Source organism: Streptomyces sp. NPDC053673 (genome assembly GCF_055585225.1).
This window is the reverse complement of record NZ_JBVJKN010000005.1, coordinates 145322-160511: the sequence shown is the minus strand read 5'-3', so window position 1 is coordinate 160511 and position 15190 is coordinate 145322. Positions and strand designations below refer to the sequence as shown.

Here is a 15190-nt window from a genome sequence, read left to right as displayed (position 1 = left end):
CACAGCGGCTGATTCGGCGAAGATGCACTTGCCGTCGCCGTTCAGGTGATCGGCGCCGTTGTTCAGCTCGTGGTACGCGCGTGCTGGCCGCCGCTGAAGGCGACCGTGCCCGTAACCTTCAGAGCGCCGCCGCTGCCGTCCGCGGGCGTGCCGGTGAGCTCCCAGGTGTAGGTGCCGTCGTTGACGTACCGGCCGTCGCTGGTCCGGCCGTCCCACGAGAACGAGACGGCGGCGGCGTACTCCTTGGCCGAGCCCGTGAACACCGTGCGCCCGGTCTTGTTCCGGACCGTCACCTGGGCGTCGGTGACGGGCTTGGACAGCTGCCAGTCCGCGTCCCACACGGCGTCGGTGGCGGACTTGAGGTCCACGGACTGATCGACCCGCGACTCGATCCCGGCCACAGGGGAGGTGGCGACGCCCGAGTCGACCACGGTGATCTGGCCGCTCTTCTCCTTCGCGTATGCGAGCGCGCCGCCGAAGCGGTCGGCCTCCACGATCGGGTACACGTACTGGACCGTGAAGGCCTCGATGGTGCGCGGCGCGTCCCCGATCGGGGTCAGGTTGAGCTGGCCGCGGTCCCCGTCGTACGCCACCACGTAGCCGTCGCCGAGGATGCCGCGCGGGGCCCACGACGACTGCTGGGTCTGCGTGTTGTAGACGCCGTGGCCGGAGCTGATCGACCCCGAGGGGTAGCAGTCCCAGTACACCCACGGTCCGGCGGTCTGCAGCTGCTGCGGCAGACAGCCGTTGTCAGTGATCGCCTCCGTGGTCGTCGTCTCGCCGGACTTGAGATCGACGGCCTGGAGCGTGCCCTCCGAGTCGCCCGGCATCCACAGCTTGGTGCCCCATACCGCGAGCCCGCCCTGGCCCTGGCGGACCCGGATCACCTTCGGCCCGCCGGACGCGTCCAGGTCGACGACGTACTGCCGGTCCTCCAGGCCGCGTCCGCTGTCGCCGAACACCACGTAGCGGCCGGAGGCCGATCGCACGGCCGAGTAGTGGTCGGAGCCCGTCGGCATCTTCTCGCCGGTCTGCGGGTCCACGGCGGGTACGACGGTCTTCGTGCCGTCCGCTGCCGGCACGACGAGCACCTGGGCGCCGTCCGCGTCGGTCGTGGCGACGACGGTACGGCCGTCTCCGGTGCCGACCGGCTGCCGCGAATCGTACGCGCGCTGCGCCGCCTCGCCGGTGGTCTGCGCGTCCGGCCGCGCGAGCAGCGACCGCTCACCCGCCGACGGGGCGGTGCCGAGGGTGATCTGCCGCTGGAACAGCGCCGGCAGGTACGTGGTGTCGGACTCGGCCGTGACCAGGTGCCCGGCCGTGAGCGACATCCGCGTGAGCTTCCCCTCCTTGGGCGTCACCCGGCGCACCGTACGCAGCACGGGCGCCTCGTCGTTGCCGACGGAGATCCGGCGCACCGCCCAGTCCCCGGCCGAGGTGCCACCGGTGACGGTCACGCCGCCGCCCGGAACCTGCGCCATACGCCAACCGGCGTGCTCCAGCAGGGTCTTGGGCTCGCCGCCGGCAATCGGCAGGGCGGTGAGCGGCGCGCCCTGACGGGCCAGGAAGTCGCCCTGGCTCTGCTCGAACTGACGTGTGGTCAGCAGCCAGTCGCCGACGAGCCCGAGCCGTGGGGTGCCCTCACCGTCCGAGCCGAGCTCGACCTTGGTGTCGGCCGCCTCCGGGGTGGCGCGGGGCAGTACGCGAGCCATGGTGTTGCCGCCCTCGGGCGAGTACCAGGCGACGTACGCGTCCGAGAACACGACCTGGGCATTCGTGCCGGTGGCGCCCGGGAACGCCGGGGTGACCTCCGCCGTCGCCAGGTCCAGCAGACCGACACCGCGGGTGCCGTCGGGCTGCGCGTACCAGATCGCCACCGAACGGTCGTCGCCGCCGAGCGTCATGCCGTCCTCGGCGACCCAGCCGTTCAGGCCGGTGACGAGGGTGTCGGTGAGTTGACCGTCCGCCATGCGCAGCACGTGCAGGACGTCCTTGTTGCCGTCCGCGTCCCGGGTGGCGGTGAGCACGGCGGAGCCGAAGACGCCACGGTAGAAGTGGCCGCTGGGCAGCGTGTACTTGGTGGTGGTGCCGGACTTCATGTCCTTGAGCTGCACCTGGTTCGGGAAGTCGTAGATCGCGACGACGTCCCCGCTGGTGACCGAGACGTGGCTCCCTCCGCCTCCGTCGATCGAGTTGACGTCGTCGTACGGGGACGAGGCGGGCAGGTCGACCGGGGTACCGCCGTCCGGGGTCCAGCGGTAGTAGCCGAGCGCGCTCTGGTCCTCGACCTCCGTGCGCTCCACGACTCCGCCGGGCCCCGCGCCGTACAACGGGTTGGCGACCGGCTTGAAGCGGTCCGGGGCCGGGATCGTCAGTGAGGGGGTCTCGGCGTGGGCGTCCGACAGGAGGAAGGGCAGGGATCCGCCGGCGGCCGCGAGGGCCAGGGCGGTGGCAATTCCGCTCCGTACGAGCGGTCGTCGTCGGTTCGGCTTGTGGCGTGCGGCCACGCAGCACCTCCAAGAAGGCATGGGAAGAAGGCCGTTCGACGCGGACACACGGGGGTCGACGCGGAACAGTCCTCCGGAAGGCGCCGCAACCTAACACAGCGGGCGGACAGGATTCGAACGAGTGCGCGAAACGGTTGTGAGCAGCCAAAAGGGACGTGCGTGAGAGGCGAAAAGGCCCGGACGTCGGAGGTCTTCCGGGCCCTGAAACCGGGTGCCGACGGGCAGGCGTGTGGACCGAGGCCCGTCCGGACCGAGGCCCGTCCGGACCGAGGCCCGTCCGGACCGTGAGCACGCCCCGTTACCCTTTCGGGTCGACCGGGGTGAAGGTGACGGGCAGGTGCTGGGGGCCGCGGAGGCCGCCGAGGCGCCAGCGCAGTTCGCCGGGGGGTACGGCGAGGGCGAGGCCGGGAAGGCGGCGCAGGACGGTGCCGATGGCGATCTGGCCCTCCAGCCGGGCCAGCGGCGCTCCCAGGCAGTAGTGGATGCCGTGTCCGAACGCGAGGTGGGCGTTGTCCTGCCGGGTGATGTCCAGGCGGTCGGGGTCGGGGAACCGCGACGGGTCGCGGTCGGCGATGGCGGACGCGATCAGCACGGTCGCGCCGCGCGGGATGGTGACGCCCGCGATGGTGACGTCCTCGCGCGCGAAACGGGCGATGCCGGGGCTGACCGGTCCGTCGTAGCGGAGGAACTCCTCGATCGCGCCGGGCATCAGTTCCGGATCGTCCCGCAGCATCTCCAGCTGGCCGGGGTTGGCGAGCAGTGTGGCGACGCCGCCGCCGATCAGGTTGACCGTGGTGATGTACCCCGCCACGAGCAGCAGGAACACCATGGCGATCAGTTCGTCCTCGTCCAGTCGCTGCTCCTCGTCCCGGGCGGTGATCAGCGCGCTGAGCAGGTCGTCCCCGGGCCGGGCTCGTTTGGCTTCCAGCAGCTTGGTCAGGTATGAGCGCATGTGCTGCCAGGCCTCGTCCACCAGGGCCGGGTCGGGCAGCTTCGCACCTCGCATGATCATCTGGTCGGTCCACCGCTGGAAGTCGTGCCGGTCGTCCACGGGCACGCCGAGCAGTTCGCTGATCACGGTGACCGGGAGGGGCAGCGCGAAGTCCGCGACGAGGTCGGCGCGGCCGGTGGGCGCGATCGCGTCGAGCAGTCGGTCGGTGATCTCCTGGACGCGGGGCCGCAGCTCGGCCACCCTCCGCGCGGTGAACGCCTTCGAGACCAGGCGGCGCAGGCGGGTGTGGTCGGGCGGGTCGGAGCGGAGCATGTTGCTCACCATGGACTCGCGCTCCGTCGCGGGCAGCGTCTCCATGAGCCGGGGATCCGACGCGTCGTGGATGTCGCTGCTCAGCCGCGGGTCGGAGAGCGCCGCGAGGCCGTCGTCGTACCGCGTGACCAGCCAGGCTTCCAGGCCGCCGGCGATGACGGCGCGGCGCACCGGGCCTTCCTCGCGCAGCTGTCGGTAGAGCGGGAAGGGGTCGGCGACGAAGGCCGGGTCGGCGTAGGGCAGAAGGACCGGTTGCTGGCTCATCGTGCCTCCCGAGGTGCGTCGCGACGCCTGACGTGCGCTGCGAACGCTTGACGTGCATGGCGAACGCTTGAGGTGCGTCGCGAACGCGTGAGGTGTGCTTCGCGAACTCTTGCGACAGATTGATCCGGACTTGAGGGTATATGCCCCAGTGTGGTGGATCGCTGGATTTCACCGAAGGGAGCGGGTGCGATGGAGCGGACCACGTGCTGTGTGGTGGGTGGCGGCCCCGCCGGAATGGTCCTCGCCCTGCTGCTCGCCCGGGCCGGTGTCGAGGTCACCGTCCTGGAGAAGCACGGCGACTTCCTGCGCGACTTCCGCGGCGACACCGTGCATCCGTCCACCCTGGCGCTGCTGGACGACCTGGGCCTGGCCGAGCGGTTCGCCGGTCTGCCGCAGCGGCGGGTGACGACGGTCCAGTTGCCGCTCGGCCCGGACCGTTCGCTGGTCACCGTCGGAGACATCGGCGTGCTGCGCGGCCCGTACAACTACATCGCGATGGTGCCGCAGTGGGACCTGCTCAACCTCCTTGCCGACGAGGCCGGGCGGGAGCCTTCCTTCTCCGTACGGATGAGCACCGAGGCGACCTCCTTCCTGGTGGAGCGCGGACGGGTCACCGGGGTGCGGTACCGCACCCCGGACGGCCGCACCGGTGAGCTACGGGCAACCCTGACCGTGGCCTGCGACGGCCGGAGCTCGCTGGCCCGGTTGCTGCCCGAACTGGGGCTGCGGAGTTTCACCTGCCCGATGGACGCCTGGTGGTTCCGGCTGCCGCGGCGGGAGGACGATCCGCACGGGCTGGTGGGAGGCGTCGGCGACCGCTTCTTCAGCGCCATGATCGACCGTGGGGACTACTGGCAGGTCGCCGCGCTGATCCAGAAGGGCACCGACGCCCCGCGCCGCGCCGCCGGTCTCGATCGGTTCATGGCCGATTTCACGGCGGCCGTCCCATGGCTCGCGGACCGGGTGCACGCGCTGCGGTCGTGGGACGAGGTGAAACTCCTCGATGTCCGACTCGACCGCCTCCGGCGCTGGCACCGCCCGGGTCTGTTGTGCATCGGCGATGCGGCGCACGCCATGTCGCCGGTCTTCGGCATCGGCATCAACCTCGCCGTCGAGGACGCCGTGGCCGCCGCCCGGTATCTCGTCGAACCGCTGCGCGAAGGCGCGGTCGGTCTGCGGGACGTACGCGCCGTCCAGCGCCGTCGCTGGCCGACCACGGTCGTGACGCAGGCGCTGCAGCGGACCGCCCACGCGCGGGTCATCGAACCGCTGCTGACGGGCCGCCCGCCGTTCGGCAACCCTGCGCGGGCGCAGCGGGTGACCGAGCTGCTCACGACCTCGCGGTGGCTGAGCCGGGTGCCGGCGTACTTCATCGCCTACGGCGCCGTACGCGAACGTCCGCCGGCGGCGTCGGTTCGGTGACCGTGTGTCGGGGCGGTGAGGCTCGCGTCTGTGCCGCGAGGCACGGGTCTGTGCCGCGAGGCACGGGTCTGTGCCGCGAGGCACGGGTCTGTGCCGCGAGGCCCGGGTCCGTGCCGCGAGGCCCGGGTCCGTGCGGTGAGCCGCACCGCACTCTCAGGTCGGCGACCGCCTCGCAAAAGGGCGCCCCCCGCTGCCGGGGAGCGCCCTTCCTCGCGCACGCGAAGGGTGCCCGTACGGGAGGGGGTGCCTCACGTGCCTCACGTACGCGAGGCAGGCTCACGCACACGAGGGGTGGTGCGTCAGGAGGCGGAGCCCGCCTTGCGGCGGCGCAGCACGACGACGGTGCCTGCGCCGAGCGCCACGGCCGCTCCGGCCGCCGCGGCGAGCTGCGGCAGAGCCGAGGCGGAGCCCGTGTCGGCCAGGCTGCCGGTGGTGGAGTTCAGCGGCTGGGTGGACGTGGTCTGCGCCTGCGTGCCCGAGGTGCTCGGCGTGGTCTTGCCGGGCTTGGCGTCGTCGGTCTTGCCGGGCTTGGTGCCGGCGGCCAGCAGCTCGAAGGAGTACTCGGTGAAGTCGTTCCCGCCGCAGGAGCCGTCCTTGTTGACGTAGTCACCGGCGAAGAAGGCGAGACCCTCACCGGCCGGTGCCTTGCCGTCGACCTTCAGGCGCAGCTTGACGTCGGCGTGGGCGCCGGCCTTCAGCGGGGTGATGGAACCGGCGTAGCTGTCCTCCTCGACCGTCTTCCAGGTGGGGGAAGCGGCGGTGGACCACTGCAGACTGAAGGCGCCGTCGGTGACGTTGTAGCCGCTCTTGTCCGTCGCGTGGAAGTAGACGAACGGCAGGACCTTGTCGAGCGTCTTGTCGGTCCCGTTGGTCACCCGGAGCGAGAAGTCGACCGTGGAGCCGGCGACGATCTTGGCAGGCAGGCCGTCGGCGACGGTGGTGAGCTCGCTCTCGTACGAGCAGTCGCCCTCCTCGCCTTCTTCTCCCCCGTCTTCTTCCTCCTTGGCGTCGGCGAGCGCCTTGTCGGCCGCGTTCTTCGCTTTCAGGGCCTCGGCCGTGGCCTTCTGAGCCTTGGCCAGCGCCTTGAGCGCGGCGATGCGGGCGTCGTCCGCGGCCGTCCGGGCCTTCTCCGCCTTGTCGTCGGCCGCGATCTTGTTGGCCTTGGCGGTCGTGGCGGCTGCCTCGGCATCCGCCACCGCCTTCTCGGCGGCTGCCTTCTCCTCGGTGGCGGACTCGGGCAGTGCGGCGAGCGCGGCCTTCGCGCCGGCGAGCGCATTCTCGGCGTTTGCCAGGGCGGTCGTGGCGTCGGCCGCTTCCTTCTCGGCGGCCTTGGCCGCAACGGCGAGGAGCGCGTCGTCCGAGAAGGCGGCATCCACGGCCTTCTGCGCGGCCTGCTCGGCGGCCACGGCATCGTCGTACGCCTTCTGCGCCTGCGCGGCGGCCTTCTCCAGCTCTTCGATGGAGGACGTGCCGGCCCGCGGCTTGCCGGTCCGGTCACCGGCCGGCGCGGCGGCCCGCCTCTCGTTGGCCTGCTTCTCGGCCTGCGTGGTGGCCGGAGTGCTGTCGGCGAACGCAGGGGTGACGGAGAGCAGCACGGCGGGCGTGGTCACGGCAGCGGCGACGGTCGTTGCCAGAATGCGACGGAATGTCACGAGCACCCTTTTCTGGGATCCGAAATCGTGGGCCAGCCGCCGCGGTGTTTGTTCACGCGGCGCGACTGTGTGGCGATTGTGATGATCGCGGTGATCGTATGACCGGGATATGTCGGGGAGGAAGCAAGTTACGTGGAGGGCGGGGCAGGTGACGCCGACTCAGGCCGACTCGCAGGGTGGGTGAAAGCATCCAAGGCGGACAGTTGCTCTCGATTCCTGTGTTTCTCCTGTGAGGCATGTCACCGGAGTGCGGAAGATGGTGCTGCGCCTCGTACAACCGCCCGAAGCACGGCGCGCGTCCACAAGGCATGGAGAAGATCTGCGAGGGAGCACGGCAGCTCGTACGCTTCGGGCTGCTGCAGGCGCGCTGCTGCGCGTTCGCGGTCGCGCTCGTCGGCGGAATCGCCGTGTCGGGGATGCTGCCCGAGCTTCCCGTCGCACGCTACGACCTGGTGCTGGTGTACGGGGTCGGGCTGGCCGTGGTGGCGCGCTGGGTGGGCTGGGACAGCGCGCGGGACACCGTGGTGATCGCCGGATGCCATCTCGTCGGGCTGCTGTTCGAACTGGTCAAGGTGCGGCTCGGGTCGTGGAGTTACCCGGAGGACGCGGTCACGAAGGTCTGGGGCGTGCCGCTGTACGGCGGGTTCCTCTACTCGGCGGTGGGCAGTTACGTCTGCCGCGCCTGGCAGCTGCTGGATCTTCGGCTGACCGGCTACCGGCCGTCTGTGATGGCCTGGCTCGCGGGCGCCGTGTACGTGAACTTCTTCAGCCACCACTGGCTGCCGGACGCCCGCTGGGTGCTGGCCGCGGCGATGCTGTGTGCGACCGCCGGGACGTGGGTCGGCTACACCGTGGGCGCGCGGCGTTACCGTATGCCACTCGCGCTCGGCTTCGTGTTGATCGGCTTCTTCCTCTGGGTCGCGGAGAACGCGGCGACGTATGCCGGCGCGTGGAGCTACCCGGACCAGCTGGACGGCTGGCAGCCGGTTTCGGTGGCGAAGTTCGGGGCCTGGGCCCTGCTGATCAGCGTGACGTTCGTGATCGCCGAGCGGGCGAGGAGGCGTGGGGGACGGGGGTCCGGTGCGACGGGCGCGGTCAGCGGTTCGTGAGGCGGGCCGCCGACGCGATGGTGGCGCGTGCCTCGCGTTCGGTCAGGCCGGTATGCACGGCGGCGTCGGTCAGCGCGTCCGCGAGGGAGTCGCCGATGCCGTTCTCGTACGCCCGGCAGGCGGCCCAGAACAGCCGGGTGTTGCGCTGCCCCTCGTTCGCGGCGAGCACGAATTGAACGAGGCCGAGGCCCTGGCCCCGCGGCGCGCGGGACGGCGCCGGGTGGTGGGGGCGCGTGGGGGGCGCGATCAGGTGCAGCAGAGCGCTGGGGCAGGGTGCGGGGGACAAGTTCGCTGAGCCGGGCGCGAGCCGGTACGCACCGTGCGCCGAGACCGACCCCGGACCGACGAGGTAGCCCCCGGCTCCCCTGATGTCGATACCGGGCGCGAGGCGGCTCGCCGAGTTGGGGACGACGACGTCGGGCGGGCCGGTCAGCCACAGATGCCGCCCGCCGCTCGGCGTGATCACGGTGACCGTCTCCGGGACCGTGAACAGATGCTGGAGCGCCAGCTGACGCAGCGCCGCGACGGAGTCCGTGCCGCCCGTCGCCGCGGACTTGGTGTCGAGATCGACACCGATCAGGTGGTGCGGTGGCCGGCCGCACGCGATCCCGTACCCCGTGGCCCAGGGCGCGGCGGCGAAGAGCGCCCGTACGGCGGCGGGGTCGGCGGTGGCGTCGTGCACGCCGTGTCCGAGGAGTCCGCACTCGCCGCGGCAGAAGACCGGCTGCGGGTCGCGGCGGTGGGGTGAGGGGAGGGCGGGGAGCTTGGTGGCGGACAGGGGGATCACGGGGAGCCCGCGCTCGGCAGCGGAGAGAGCGTGGGCGAGGGCCAGGGTGGCGCTGTGCCGGTCGGTGGTGGCCATGGCTCTATGTTCGTACTAGTGTTCGACTAAAGGAAGGGGTGGTGGGGGAATGGCGGAAAATGTGCCGGAACGCTTCTCCTGCCGCCGCGGGCGGTTCTGGCGGTACGGAGCGGCTTGAGCTGCGGATTTGAGAGCGTGGAGGGGGTTTATCGACATGTCCTCACGCTTGAGGAGGAATCGCGGCCTCCGGGGTGGTTCGCCGGGGATTCGGTGGGCAACTCTGGACTCGCGACGTCGTGAGAACGACCCGAGGCGGTCGGCCAACCGCCCGGGTTCCAGCCGCAGTTCTGAACTTCCGGTGCACTCTGGTGCACTTCCAATTCCTGGAGGAATTGACATGGCAAGCATCCGTACCGCCCGCGCCCTGGCCGCCGTCGCCGCGCTGCCCCTCGCCGCCGCTCTCTTCGCCGGTGTGGCGCACGCCGACAGCGGAGCCTTCGCGGACGACGGATCGAACGCGGCCGTGGCCGTGATCAGCGGCAGCGGTGTGGGCAACGACAACCTGGGCAACTCGACGACCACCCAGCAGGTGGCCACCGGTTCCGGGGCCTCCAACGAGAACAACACGGCGAGCGTGAACGGCTCGGGCTTCACGGCGATCGACCAGTCGGACGACAGCGTCGCGGTGAACTTCTTCGAGCTCTGGTGAGTCGCGGCCCGAGGGGGCCTGGTGAGGGGTGAGCAGGGGTGAACAACGGCCTGTACGGCGGTGCTACGGCATCGGCGTGCAGGCCGTTCCTCGTTCTTTGCCCATCGGGGGCAGCATCGGGGGAACCCGGGCTTTCGCGTGGGCGGGCACGAGGGCCACCTCGCGGGCGGGCACGAGGGCCACCTCGCGCGCGGGTGTCCGGGCGACGTCGGCGACGCCTTGGCCGTGTTCATGACCTTGACAGCTCCGGCTTATCTGACGGACAGTCAGAAACCTGCAGGGTCGGGTCCCCGACAGTCGAGAACCCCTCACAGCCCTCACTCCTGCGCCGCCCGGGAGGCCGCCGCCGTGCACCTTGCCCCGACAGAGCGCCAGCAGCGGCTGCGCGCCGAACTCCGTTCGTATTTCCGCGAGCTGATGCCGGGCGGGCCGCCGGCCGCCGAGGACACGGCGGAGCAGCGCCGGCTGCTGCGGCGGATCGGCACCGACGGGCTGCTCGGGCTCGGCTGGCCCGTCGAGTACGGCGGGCAGGGCCGCGGCGCGGACGAGCAGTTCGTCTTCCTCGACGAGGCGTACCGCGCGGGCGCGCCCGTCTCCATGGTCACGCTGAACACCGTCGGCCCGACCCTGATGAAGTACGGGACCGAGGAGCAGAAGTCCTTCTTCCTGCCGCGGATCCTGTGCGGCGATGTCGTCTTCGCGATCGGGTACAGCGAGCCCGAGGCCGGTACGGATCTCGCCTCGCTGCGGACGAAGGCGGTGCGGGCAGGTGGTGCGGCCGACGCCGAGGAGGGCCGGGAAGCCGGGGGTGAGCCTGTCGGGGGCGGGAGCCGTGACCCGGTCGGGGATTCGGGCCGTGGGTCGGGGCCGGTCGGGGGTGCGGGCCGCGAGGCAGGCGGCTGGCTGATCGACGGGCAGAAGATCTTCACCTCGAACGCCCAGAACGCCGACTGGATCTGGCTCGCCTGCCGTACGGATCCGCAGGCGCCCAAGCACAAGGGCATCTCGATCATCCTGGTGCCGACGGACGCGCCGGGCTTCTCCTGGACGCCGATCGAGACGGTCGGCGGGCTGACGACGACGTCGACGTACTACGACGCGGTACGCGTGCCCGCAGCGAATCTGGTCGGCGAGGAGAACGGCGGCTGGGGTCTGATCACCAACCAGCTGAACCACGAGCGGGTCGCGCTCGCGGCCATCGGCATGCAGGCCGAGGACTTCGCCGCGGCGGCGCTGCAGCATGCACGTACCCCCGATCCGGTGACGGGCGGCCGACCGGTTGACGAGCCGTGGGTGCGGTCCAGGCTCGCCGAAGTGCATGCCCGACTCGCTGCAACGCGCCTGCTCAACTGGCGTTTGGTGGGGGATGTGGGGGCCGGTCGACCGGCCCCCGGCGACGCGAGCGGCGTGAAGTTCATGGGAACCGAATCGGCCGTTGAGGTGTATCGAATGTGCCAGGAAATCACGGGCCAGGCGGGACTGGTGAGGGCCGGTTCACCGGGAGTCTTCGGCGACGGGGAGCTGGAGCGGATGAACCGGGCGGCGCAGATCAACACCTTCGGGGGCGGGGTGAGCGAGGTGCAGCGGGAGATCGTCGCGACGATGCGGCTCGGGATGCGGAGGGGGAAGCGGTGAATACGGATTCGGACGACCTGTACACGCGGCTGAAGGCGTACGAGGGGCGGCGGGTCGCGACCACGGCGGGCACGGGCAAGGACCTCGTCAACGAGCCGATGATCAGGCACTGGTGCGAGGCGATGGGCGACACGAATCCGGCGTACGCGGGACCGGACGCGATCGCCCCGCCGACGATGCTCCAGGCCTGGACGATGGGCGGTCTCTCAGGGCACTCGGACCGCTCGGGCGAGTATGACGAGCTGTCCGCGCTGCTCGACGGCGCCGGGTTCACCTCGGTGGTGGCGACCGACTGCGAGCAGGAGTATCTGAGACCGCTGCGGCCGGGTGACCGGATCACCTACGACTCGGTGATCGAGTCGGTGTCGCCGCGCAAGACGACCAAGCTGGGGACGGGGCACTTCGTCACGACCAGGATGGACATCCGCGCGGACGGCGAGCTCGCGGGGACGCACCGCTTCCGCATCCTCAAGTACACACCGGCCGCCGCAAGGAAGCCCAAGGCCCGACGGCCCCGCCCGGTGATCAACCGGGACAACGCCGGATTCTGGGACGGCGTCGCCGAGCACAAGCTGCTGATACAGCGCTGCGGAGGGTGCGGGACGCTCCGCTTCCCCTGGCTGCCGGGGTGCGGTGCGTGCGGTTCGGCGGAGTGGGACACGGTCGAGGCGGGCGGAGACGGGACCGTCTACTCGTACGTGGTGATGCACCACCCGCCCTTCCCGGCCTTCACCGTCTCCGAGCATGCCGCCGACTCGGCGGGTCCTGACGCGGCGGGTCCATATGCGGTGGGTCCATACGCGGTGGGGCTCATCGAGCTCGCCGAAGGTGTGCGGATCGTCAGCAACGTGACCGGGGTGCCGTACGACAAGGTGCGGATCGGGATGCCGGTCCGGCTCGAGTTCCTGCGGGTCGACGAGGAGCTGGAGCTGCCCGTGTTCCGGGGGAGCGAGGGCTGAGGCATGGACTTCACACCCACGGAGGAGCAGGCCGCGGCCCGCGATCTCGCAGCGAGGATCTTCGGGGACCTGTCCACGCATGAGCGGCTCGTCGCCACCGGGGCCGGTACCGGAACCGACGCCGAGCTGTGGAAGGCGCTGTGCGCGGCCGGGCTGACCGCGGCCGTCGAGGACATCGGGCTGCTCGGCCTCGTGCTGCTGCTGGAGGAGCAGGGGCGCACGACCGCGCAGGTTCCCCTCGCGGCGAGCTGCGTCTACGGACTCCTTGCGCTGGTCCGGCACGGCACGGACGAGCAGCGGGCGCGCCTGCTGCCGGCCCTGCGGGAGGGGACGGCCGTCGCGACCGGCGCGTTCCCCGCGTGCGGTGCGGTGCGGGCCGCCGACGGGCGGCTGACCGGGACGGTCACCTGGGTGCCGTGGCTGAGGGACGCCACCCATGTGCTCGTGCCCGACGACGACCGTGCCCTGTGGCTGATACGGACGGTCGACGCGCAGACCGCACGGGTGGAGACCACCGCCCCGTGGGCGGCGGGCCGGCTCACGCTGGACGGCACGCCCGGTGAGCGGGTCGGCGACGACGGGGCGTACGAGGACGTGCTCGCCGCGGCCCGTACCGCCTTCGCAGGGCTCCAGGCGGGCGTGTGCGCGGGCTCCCTCGCCAGGACCGTGGCGTACACCTCGACACGGGAGCAGTTCGGCCGCCCCCTCTCCACCAACCAGGCCGTACAGCTCCGCGCCGCCGACGCGTTCATGGACACGGAGGCGATCCGGGTCACCGCGTACGAGGCGGCCTGGCGGTACGACGAAGGCCTGCCGTGCGTCACGTACGCGCTGACCGCCGGCTGGTGGGCGTCCGAGGCGGGCAAGCGGGTCGTCCATACCGGACAGCATCTGCACGGCGGTCTCGGCGCCGACATCGACCACCCCGTCCACCGGCACTTCCTGTGGGGGCGCCAGCTCGACGCCTATCTGGGCAGCGGCTCCCAACTCCTCGACGAACTCGGCATGTTGCTCGCGAAGGAGGAGACGGCATGAGCGACGCGACACACAGTGGCCCACGCGTTGGCGAGGAACTGCCTCCGCTCACCATCCCCATCACCCGCACCCTGATCGTCGCGGGTGCCGTCGCCTCCCGGGACTATCAGGACGTGCACCATGACGCGGAGCTCGCGAAGGCGAAGGGCTCCCCGGACATCTTCATGAACATACTGACGACCAACGGACTGGTGGGGCGGTTCATCACGGACCACTTCGGTCCGCGGTCCGTGCTCCGCAAGGTGGCGATACGGCTCGGTGCCCCCAACTACCCGGGCGACACCATGACGTTGACCGGCACGGTCACCGAAGTGGACGGGGACACGGCACAGGTGAGGGTCGTCGGGGCGAACGGGATCGGACACCACGTCACCGGCACGGTGACGGTGACCTGGGCAGTTCCGGAGGGGCGATCATGAGTGTGCGCAGGGCCGACACGCTCGGCGGCCGGGCGGCGGTCGTCGGGATCGGGGCGACCGAGTTCTCCAAGGACTCCGGGCGCAGCGAACTGAAGCTGGCCGTCGAAGCGGTCCGGGCCGCCCTCGACGACGCCGGGCTCTCTCCCGCGGACGTCGACGGCATGGTCACCTTCACCATGGACACGAGCCCCGAGATCACCGTGGCGCAGGCGGCGGGCATCGGCGAGCTGTCGTTCTTCTCCCGGGTCCACTACGGCGGCGGCGCGGCCTGTGCCACCGTCCAGCAGGCCGCCCTCGCCGTTGCGATGGGAGTTGCCGAAGTCGTCGTCTGCTACCGCGCGTTCAACGAGCGCTCGGGCCGGAGATTCGGCTCCGGTGTGCAGCAGCGGGAGCCGTCGGCGGAGGGCGCGGCGCTCGGCTGGAACATTCCGTTCGGGCTGCTCACCCCCGCCTCCTGGGTGGCGATGACGGCCCAGCGCTATCTCCACACGTACGGGCTGACTCCTGAGGCGTTCGGTCATGTCGCCGTGACGGACCGGCGCCATGCCGCCCGCAATCCCGCGGCGTACTTCCACGGGAAGCCGATCACCCTCGCCGATCACGCCGCCTCCCGGTGGATCGTCGAGCCGCTGCGGCTGCTGGACTGCTGCCAGGAGACCGACGGCGGTCAGGCCGTCGTCGTGACCTCTGTCGAGCGGGCCAGGGACCTGCCCCAGCCACCCGCCGTGATCGTCGCCGCGGCACAGGGCGCCGGCCGGGCGCAGGAGCAGATGACCAGCTACTACCGCGACGATCTCAGCGGACTGCCCGAGATGGGCGTGGTCGCCCGCCAGCTCTGGCGGACCTCGGGACTGGCCCCGGGGGACATCGATGTGGGCATTCTCTACGACCACTTCACGCCGTTCGTGCTCATGCAGCTGGAGGAGTTCGGCTTCTGCGGGCCGGGCGAGGCGGCGGACTTCGTAGCCGCGGACGCCCTTCCCCTCAACACGCATGGAGGCCAGCTGGGAGAGGCGTATCTGCACGGTATGAACGGCATCGCGGAAGCGGTCAGGCAGCTGCGCGGCACATCGGTGAACCAGATATCCGGCGCGGCCAGGACCCTGGTCACGGCGGGTACGGGAGTCCCCACCTCCGGGCTGATCCTCGGCGCGGACGACTGAGGGAGGAGCGCCCAGGACGGACATCGGAGGTCCAAGGGCAGCCCGCCTGAGCGGACGAGCCCGCCGACCGAGCCGCCGGCCGGGCCCACTTGCCGAGCCGCCGGCCGGGCTGCCGACCGAACCCACTTGCCGGGCCGCCGACCGGGCCCGCCGGCCGGGCCGCCGACCCTGACCTAGAGGCCACGGCTCCTCCACCCAAAGGAGGTGGGGACGGCCTCGCCCCTACAACCTGAGGCGGACCCGGTTTCGG

At 71.2% G+C, this 15190-nt stretch carries 12 protein-coding genes; 8 read left to right on the top strand and 4 right to left on the bottom strand.

Going from position 1 to position 15190, the window contains the following annotated elements; all coding sequences use genetic code 11:
• Positions 1 to 62 precede the first annotated feature (62 nt).
• The gene (locus tag ACZ6ZQ_RS10140) at positions 63 to 2507 is read right to left on the bottom strand and encodes a FlgD immunoglobulin-like domain containing protein (protein ID WP_469768080.1); all 2445 of its coding nucleotides are present in this window, start codon (positions 2505 to 2507) and stop codon (positions 63 to 65) included.
• 298 nt (positions 2508 to 2805) lie between these two features.
• Positions 2806 to 4035, bottom strand: coding sequence for a cytochrome P450 family protein (locus tag ACZ6ZQ_RS10135; RefSeq protein ID WP_469768079.1), 1230 nt, complete (start codon positions 4033 to 4035; stop codon positions 2806 to 2808).
• 189 nt (positions 4036 to 4224) lie between these two features.
• Here ACZ6ZQ_RS10135 and ACZ6ZQ_RS10130 point away from each other — a divergent pair, with 189 nt between their 5' ends.
• Positions 4225 to 5457 (top strand): FAD-dependent oxidoreductase, encoded by a 1233-nt coding sequence (locus ACZ6ZQ_RS10130; RefSeq protein ID WP_469768078.1) that lies wholly within the window; start codon positions 4225 to 4227, stop codon positions 5455 to 5457.
• Between the two features lie 299 nt (positions 5458 to 5756).
• Here ACZ6ZQ_RS10130 and ACZ6ZQ_RS10125 read toward each other — a convergent pair whose 3' ends face one another.
• Positions 5757 to 7109 carry a hypothetical protein gene (locus ACZ6ZQ_RS10125; protein WP_469768077.1) on the bottom strand — a complete coding sequence of 451 codons (1353 nt, stop codon included), beginning with the start codon at positions 7107 to 7109 and terminating at the stop codon, positions 5757 to 5759.
• A 308-nt stretch (positions 7110 to 7417) separates the two neighbouring features.
• On the opposite strand from ACZ6ZQ_RS10125, the gene ACZ6ZQ_RS10120 reads away from it, so the two are divergent.
• Positions 7418 to 8218 carry a DUF817 domain-containing protein gene (locus tag ACZ6ZQ_RS10120; RefSeq protein ID WP_469768076.1) on the top strand — a complete coding sequence of 267 codons (801 nt, stop codon included), beginning with the start codon at positions 7418 to 7420 and terminating at the stop codon, positions 8216 to 8218.
• Here ACZ6ZQ_RS10120 and ACZ6ZQ_RS10115 read toward each other — a convergent pair.
• The gene (locus tag ACZ6ZQ_RS10115) at positions 8205 to 9080 is read right to left on the bottom strand and encodes a bifunctional DNA primase/polymerase (RefSeq protein WP_469768075.1); all 876 of its coding nucleotides are present in this window, start codon (positions 9078 to 9080) and stop codon (positions 8205 to 8207) included. The genes ACZ6ZQ_RS10120 and ACZ6ZQ_RS10115 overlap by 14 nt on opposite strands.
• Positions 9081 to 9417: 337 nt before the next feature.
• Between ACZ6ZQ_RS10115 and ACZ6ZQ_RS10110 the strand changes: the two genes are divergently transcribed.
• From ACZ6ZQ_RS10110 to ACZ6ZQ_RS10085, 6 genes are all read left to right on the top strand, one after another.
• Positions 9418 to 9729: a hypothetical protein gene (locus ACZ6ZQ_RS10110; protein ID WP_469768074.1), complete on the top strand. Its 312-nt coding sequence runs from the start codon at positions 9418 to 9420 to the stop codon at positions 9727 to 9729.
• A 348-nt stretch (positions 9730 to 10077) separates the two neighbouring features.
• On the top strand, positions 10078 to 11364 hold the full coding sequence (locus ACZ6ZQ_RS10105; protein WP_469768073.1) for an acyl-CoA dehydrogenase family protein: 1287 nt from the start codon (positions 10078 to 10080) through the stop codon (positions 11362 to 11364).
• Complete coding sequence (locus ACZ6ZQ_RS10100; protein ID WP_469768072.1) at positions 11361 to 12323, top strand: bifunctional MaoC family dehydratase N-terminal/OB-fold nucleic acid binding domain-containing protein; 963 nt, start codon at positions 11361 to 11363, stop codon at positions 12321 to 12323. Before ACZ6ZQ_RS10105 ends, ACZ6ZQ_RS10100 begins: the two co-directional genes overlap by 4 nt.
• A gap of 3 nt (positions 12324 to 12326) precedes the next feature.
• The gene (locus ACZ6ZQ_RS10095) at positions 12327 to 13358 is read left to right on the top strand and encodes an acyl-CoA dehydrogenase family protein (RefSeq protein ID WP_469768071.1); all 1032 of its coding nucleotides are present in this window, start codon (positions 12327 to 12329) and stop codon (positions 13356 to 13358) included.
• On the top strand, positions 13355 to 13777 hold the full coding sequence (locus tag ACZ6ZQ_RS10090; protein ID WP_469768070.1) for a MaoC family dehydratase: 423 nt from the start codon (positions 13355 to 13357) through the stop codon (positions 13775 to 13777). The genes ACZ6ZQ_RS10095 and ACZ6ZQ_RS10090 overlap by 4 nt, the downstream gene beginning before the upstream one ends.
• A complete protein-coding gene (locus ACZ6ZQ_RS10085) occupies positions 13774 to 14940 on the top strand; it encodes a lipid-transfer protein (RefSeq protein ID WP_469768069.1) in 1167 nt (388 codons plus the stop codon). Before ACZ6ZQ_RS10090 ends, ACZ6ZQ_RS10085 begins: the two co-directional genes overlap by 4 nt.
• Positions 14941 to 15190: the final 250 nt, after the last annotated feature.

Coding starts and splice junctions, on each gene's coding strand:
- ACZ6ZQ_RS10090 (WP_469768070.1), top strand. CDS start 13,355: ATGAGCGACGCGACACACAGTGGCCCACGCGTTGGCGAGGAACTGCCT.
- ACZ6ZQ_RS10130 (WP_469768078.1), top strand. CDS start 4,225: ATGGAGCGGACCACGTGCTGTGTGGTGGGTGGCGGCCCCGCCGGAATG.
- ACZ6ZQ_RS10135 (WP_469768079.1), bottom strand. CDS start 4,035: ATGAGCCAGCAACCGGTCCTTCTGCCCTACGCCGACCCGGCCTTCGTC.
- ACZ6ZQ_RS10115 (WP_469768075.1), bottom strand. CDS start 9,080: ATGGCCACCACCGACCGGCACAGCGCCACCCTGGCCCTCGCCCACGCT.
- ACZ6ZQ_RS10095 (WP_469768071.1), top strand. CDS start 12,327: ATGGACTTCACACCCACGGAGGAGCAGGCCGCGGCCCGCGATCTCGCA.
- ACZ6ZQ_RS10120 (WP_469768076.1), top strand. CDS start 7,418: ATGGAGAAGATCTGCGAGGGAGCACGGCAGCTCGTACGCTTCGGGCTG.
- ACZ6ZQ_RS10085 (WP_469768069.1), top strand. CDS start 13,774: ATGAGTGTGCGCAGGGCCGACACGCTCGGCGGCCGGGCGGCGGTCGTC.
- ACZ6ZQ_RS10110 (WP_469768074.1), top strand. CDS start 9,418: ATGGCAAGCATCCGTACCGCCCGCGCCCTGGCCGCCGTCGCCGCGCTG.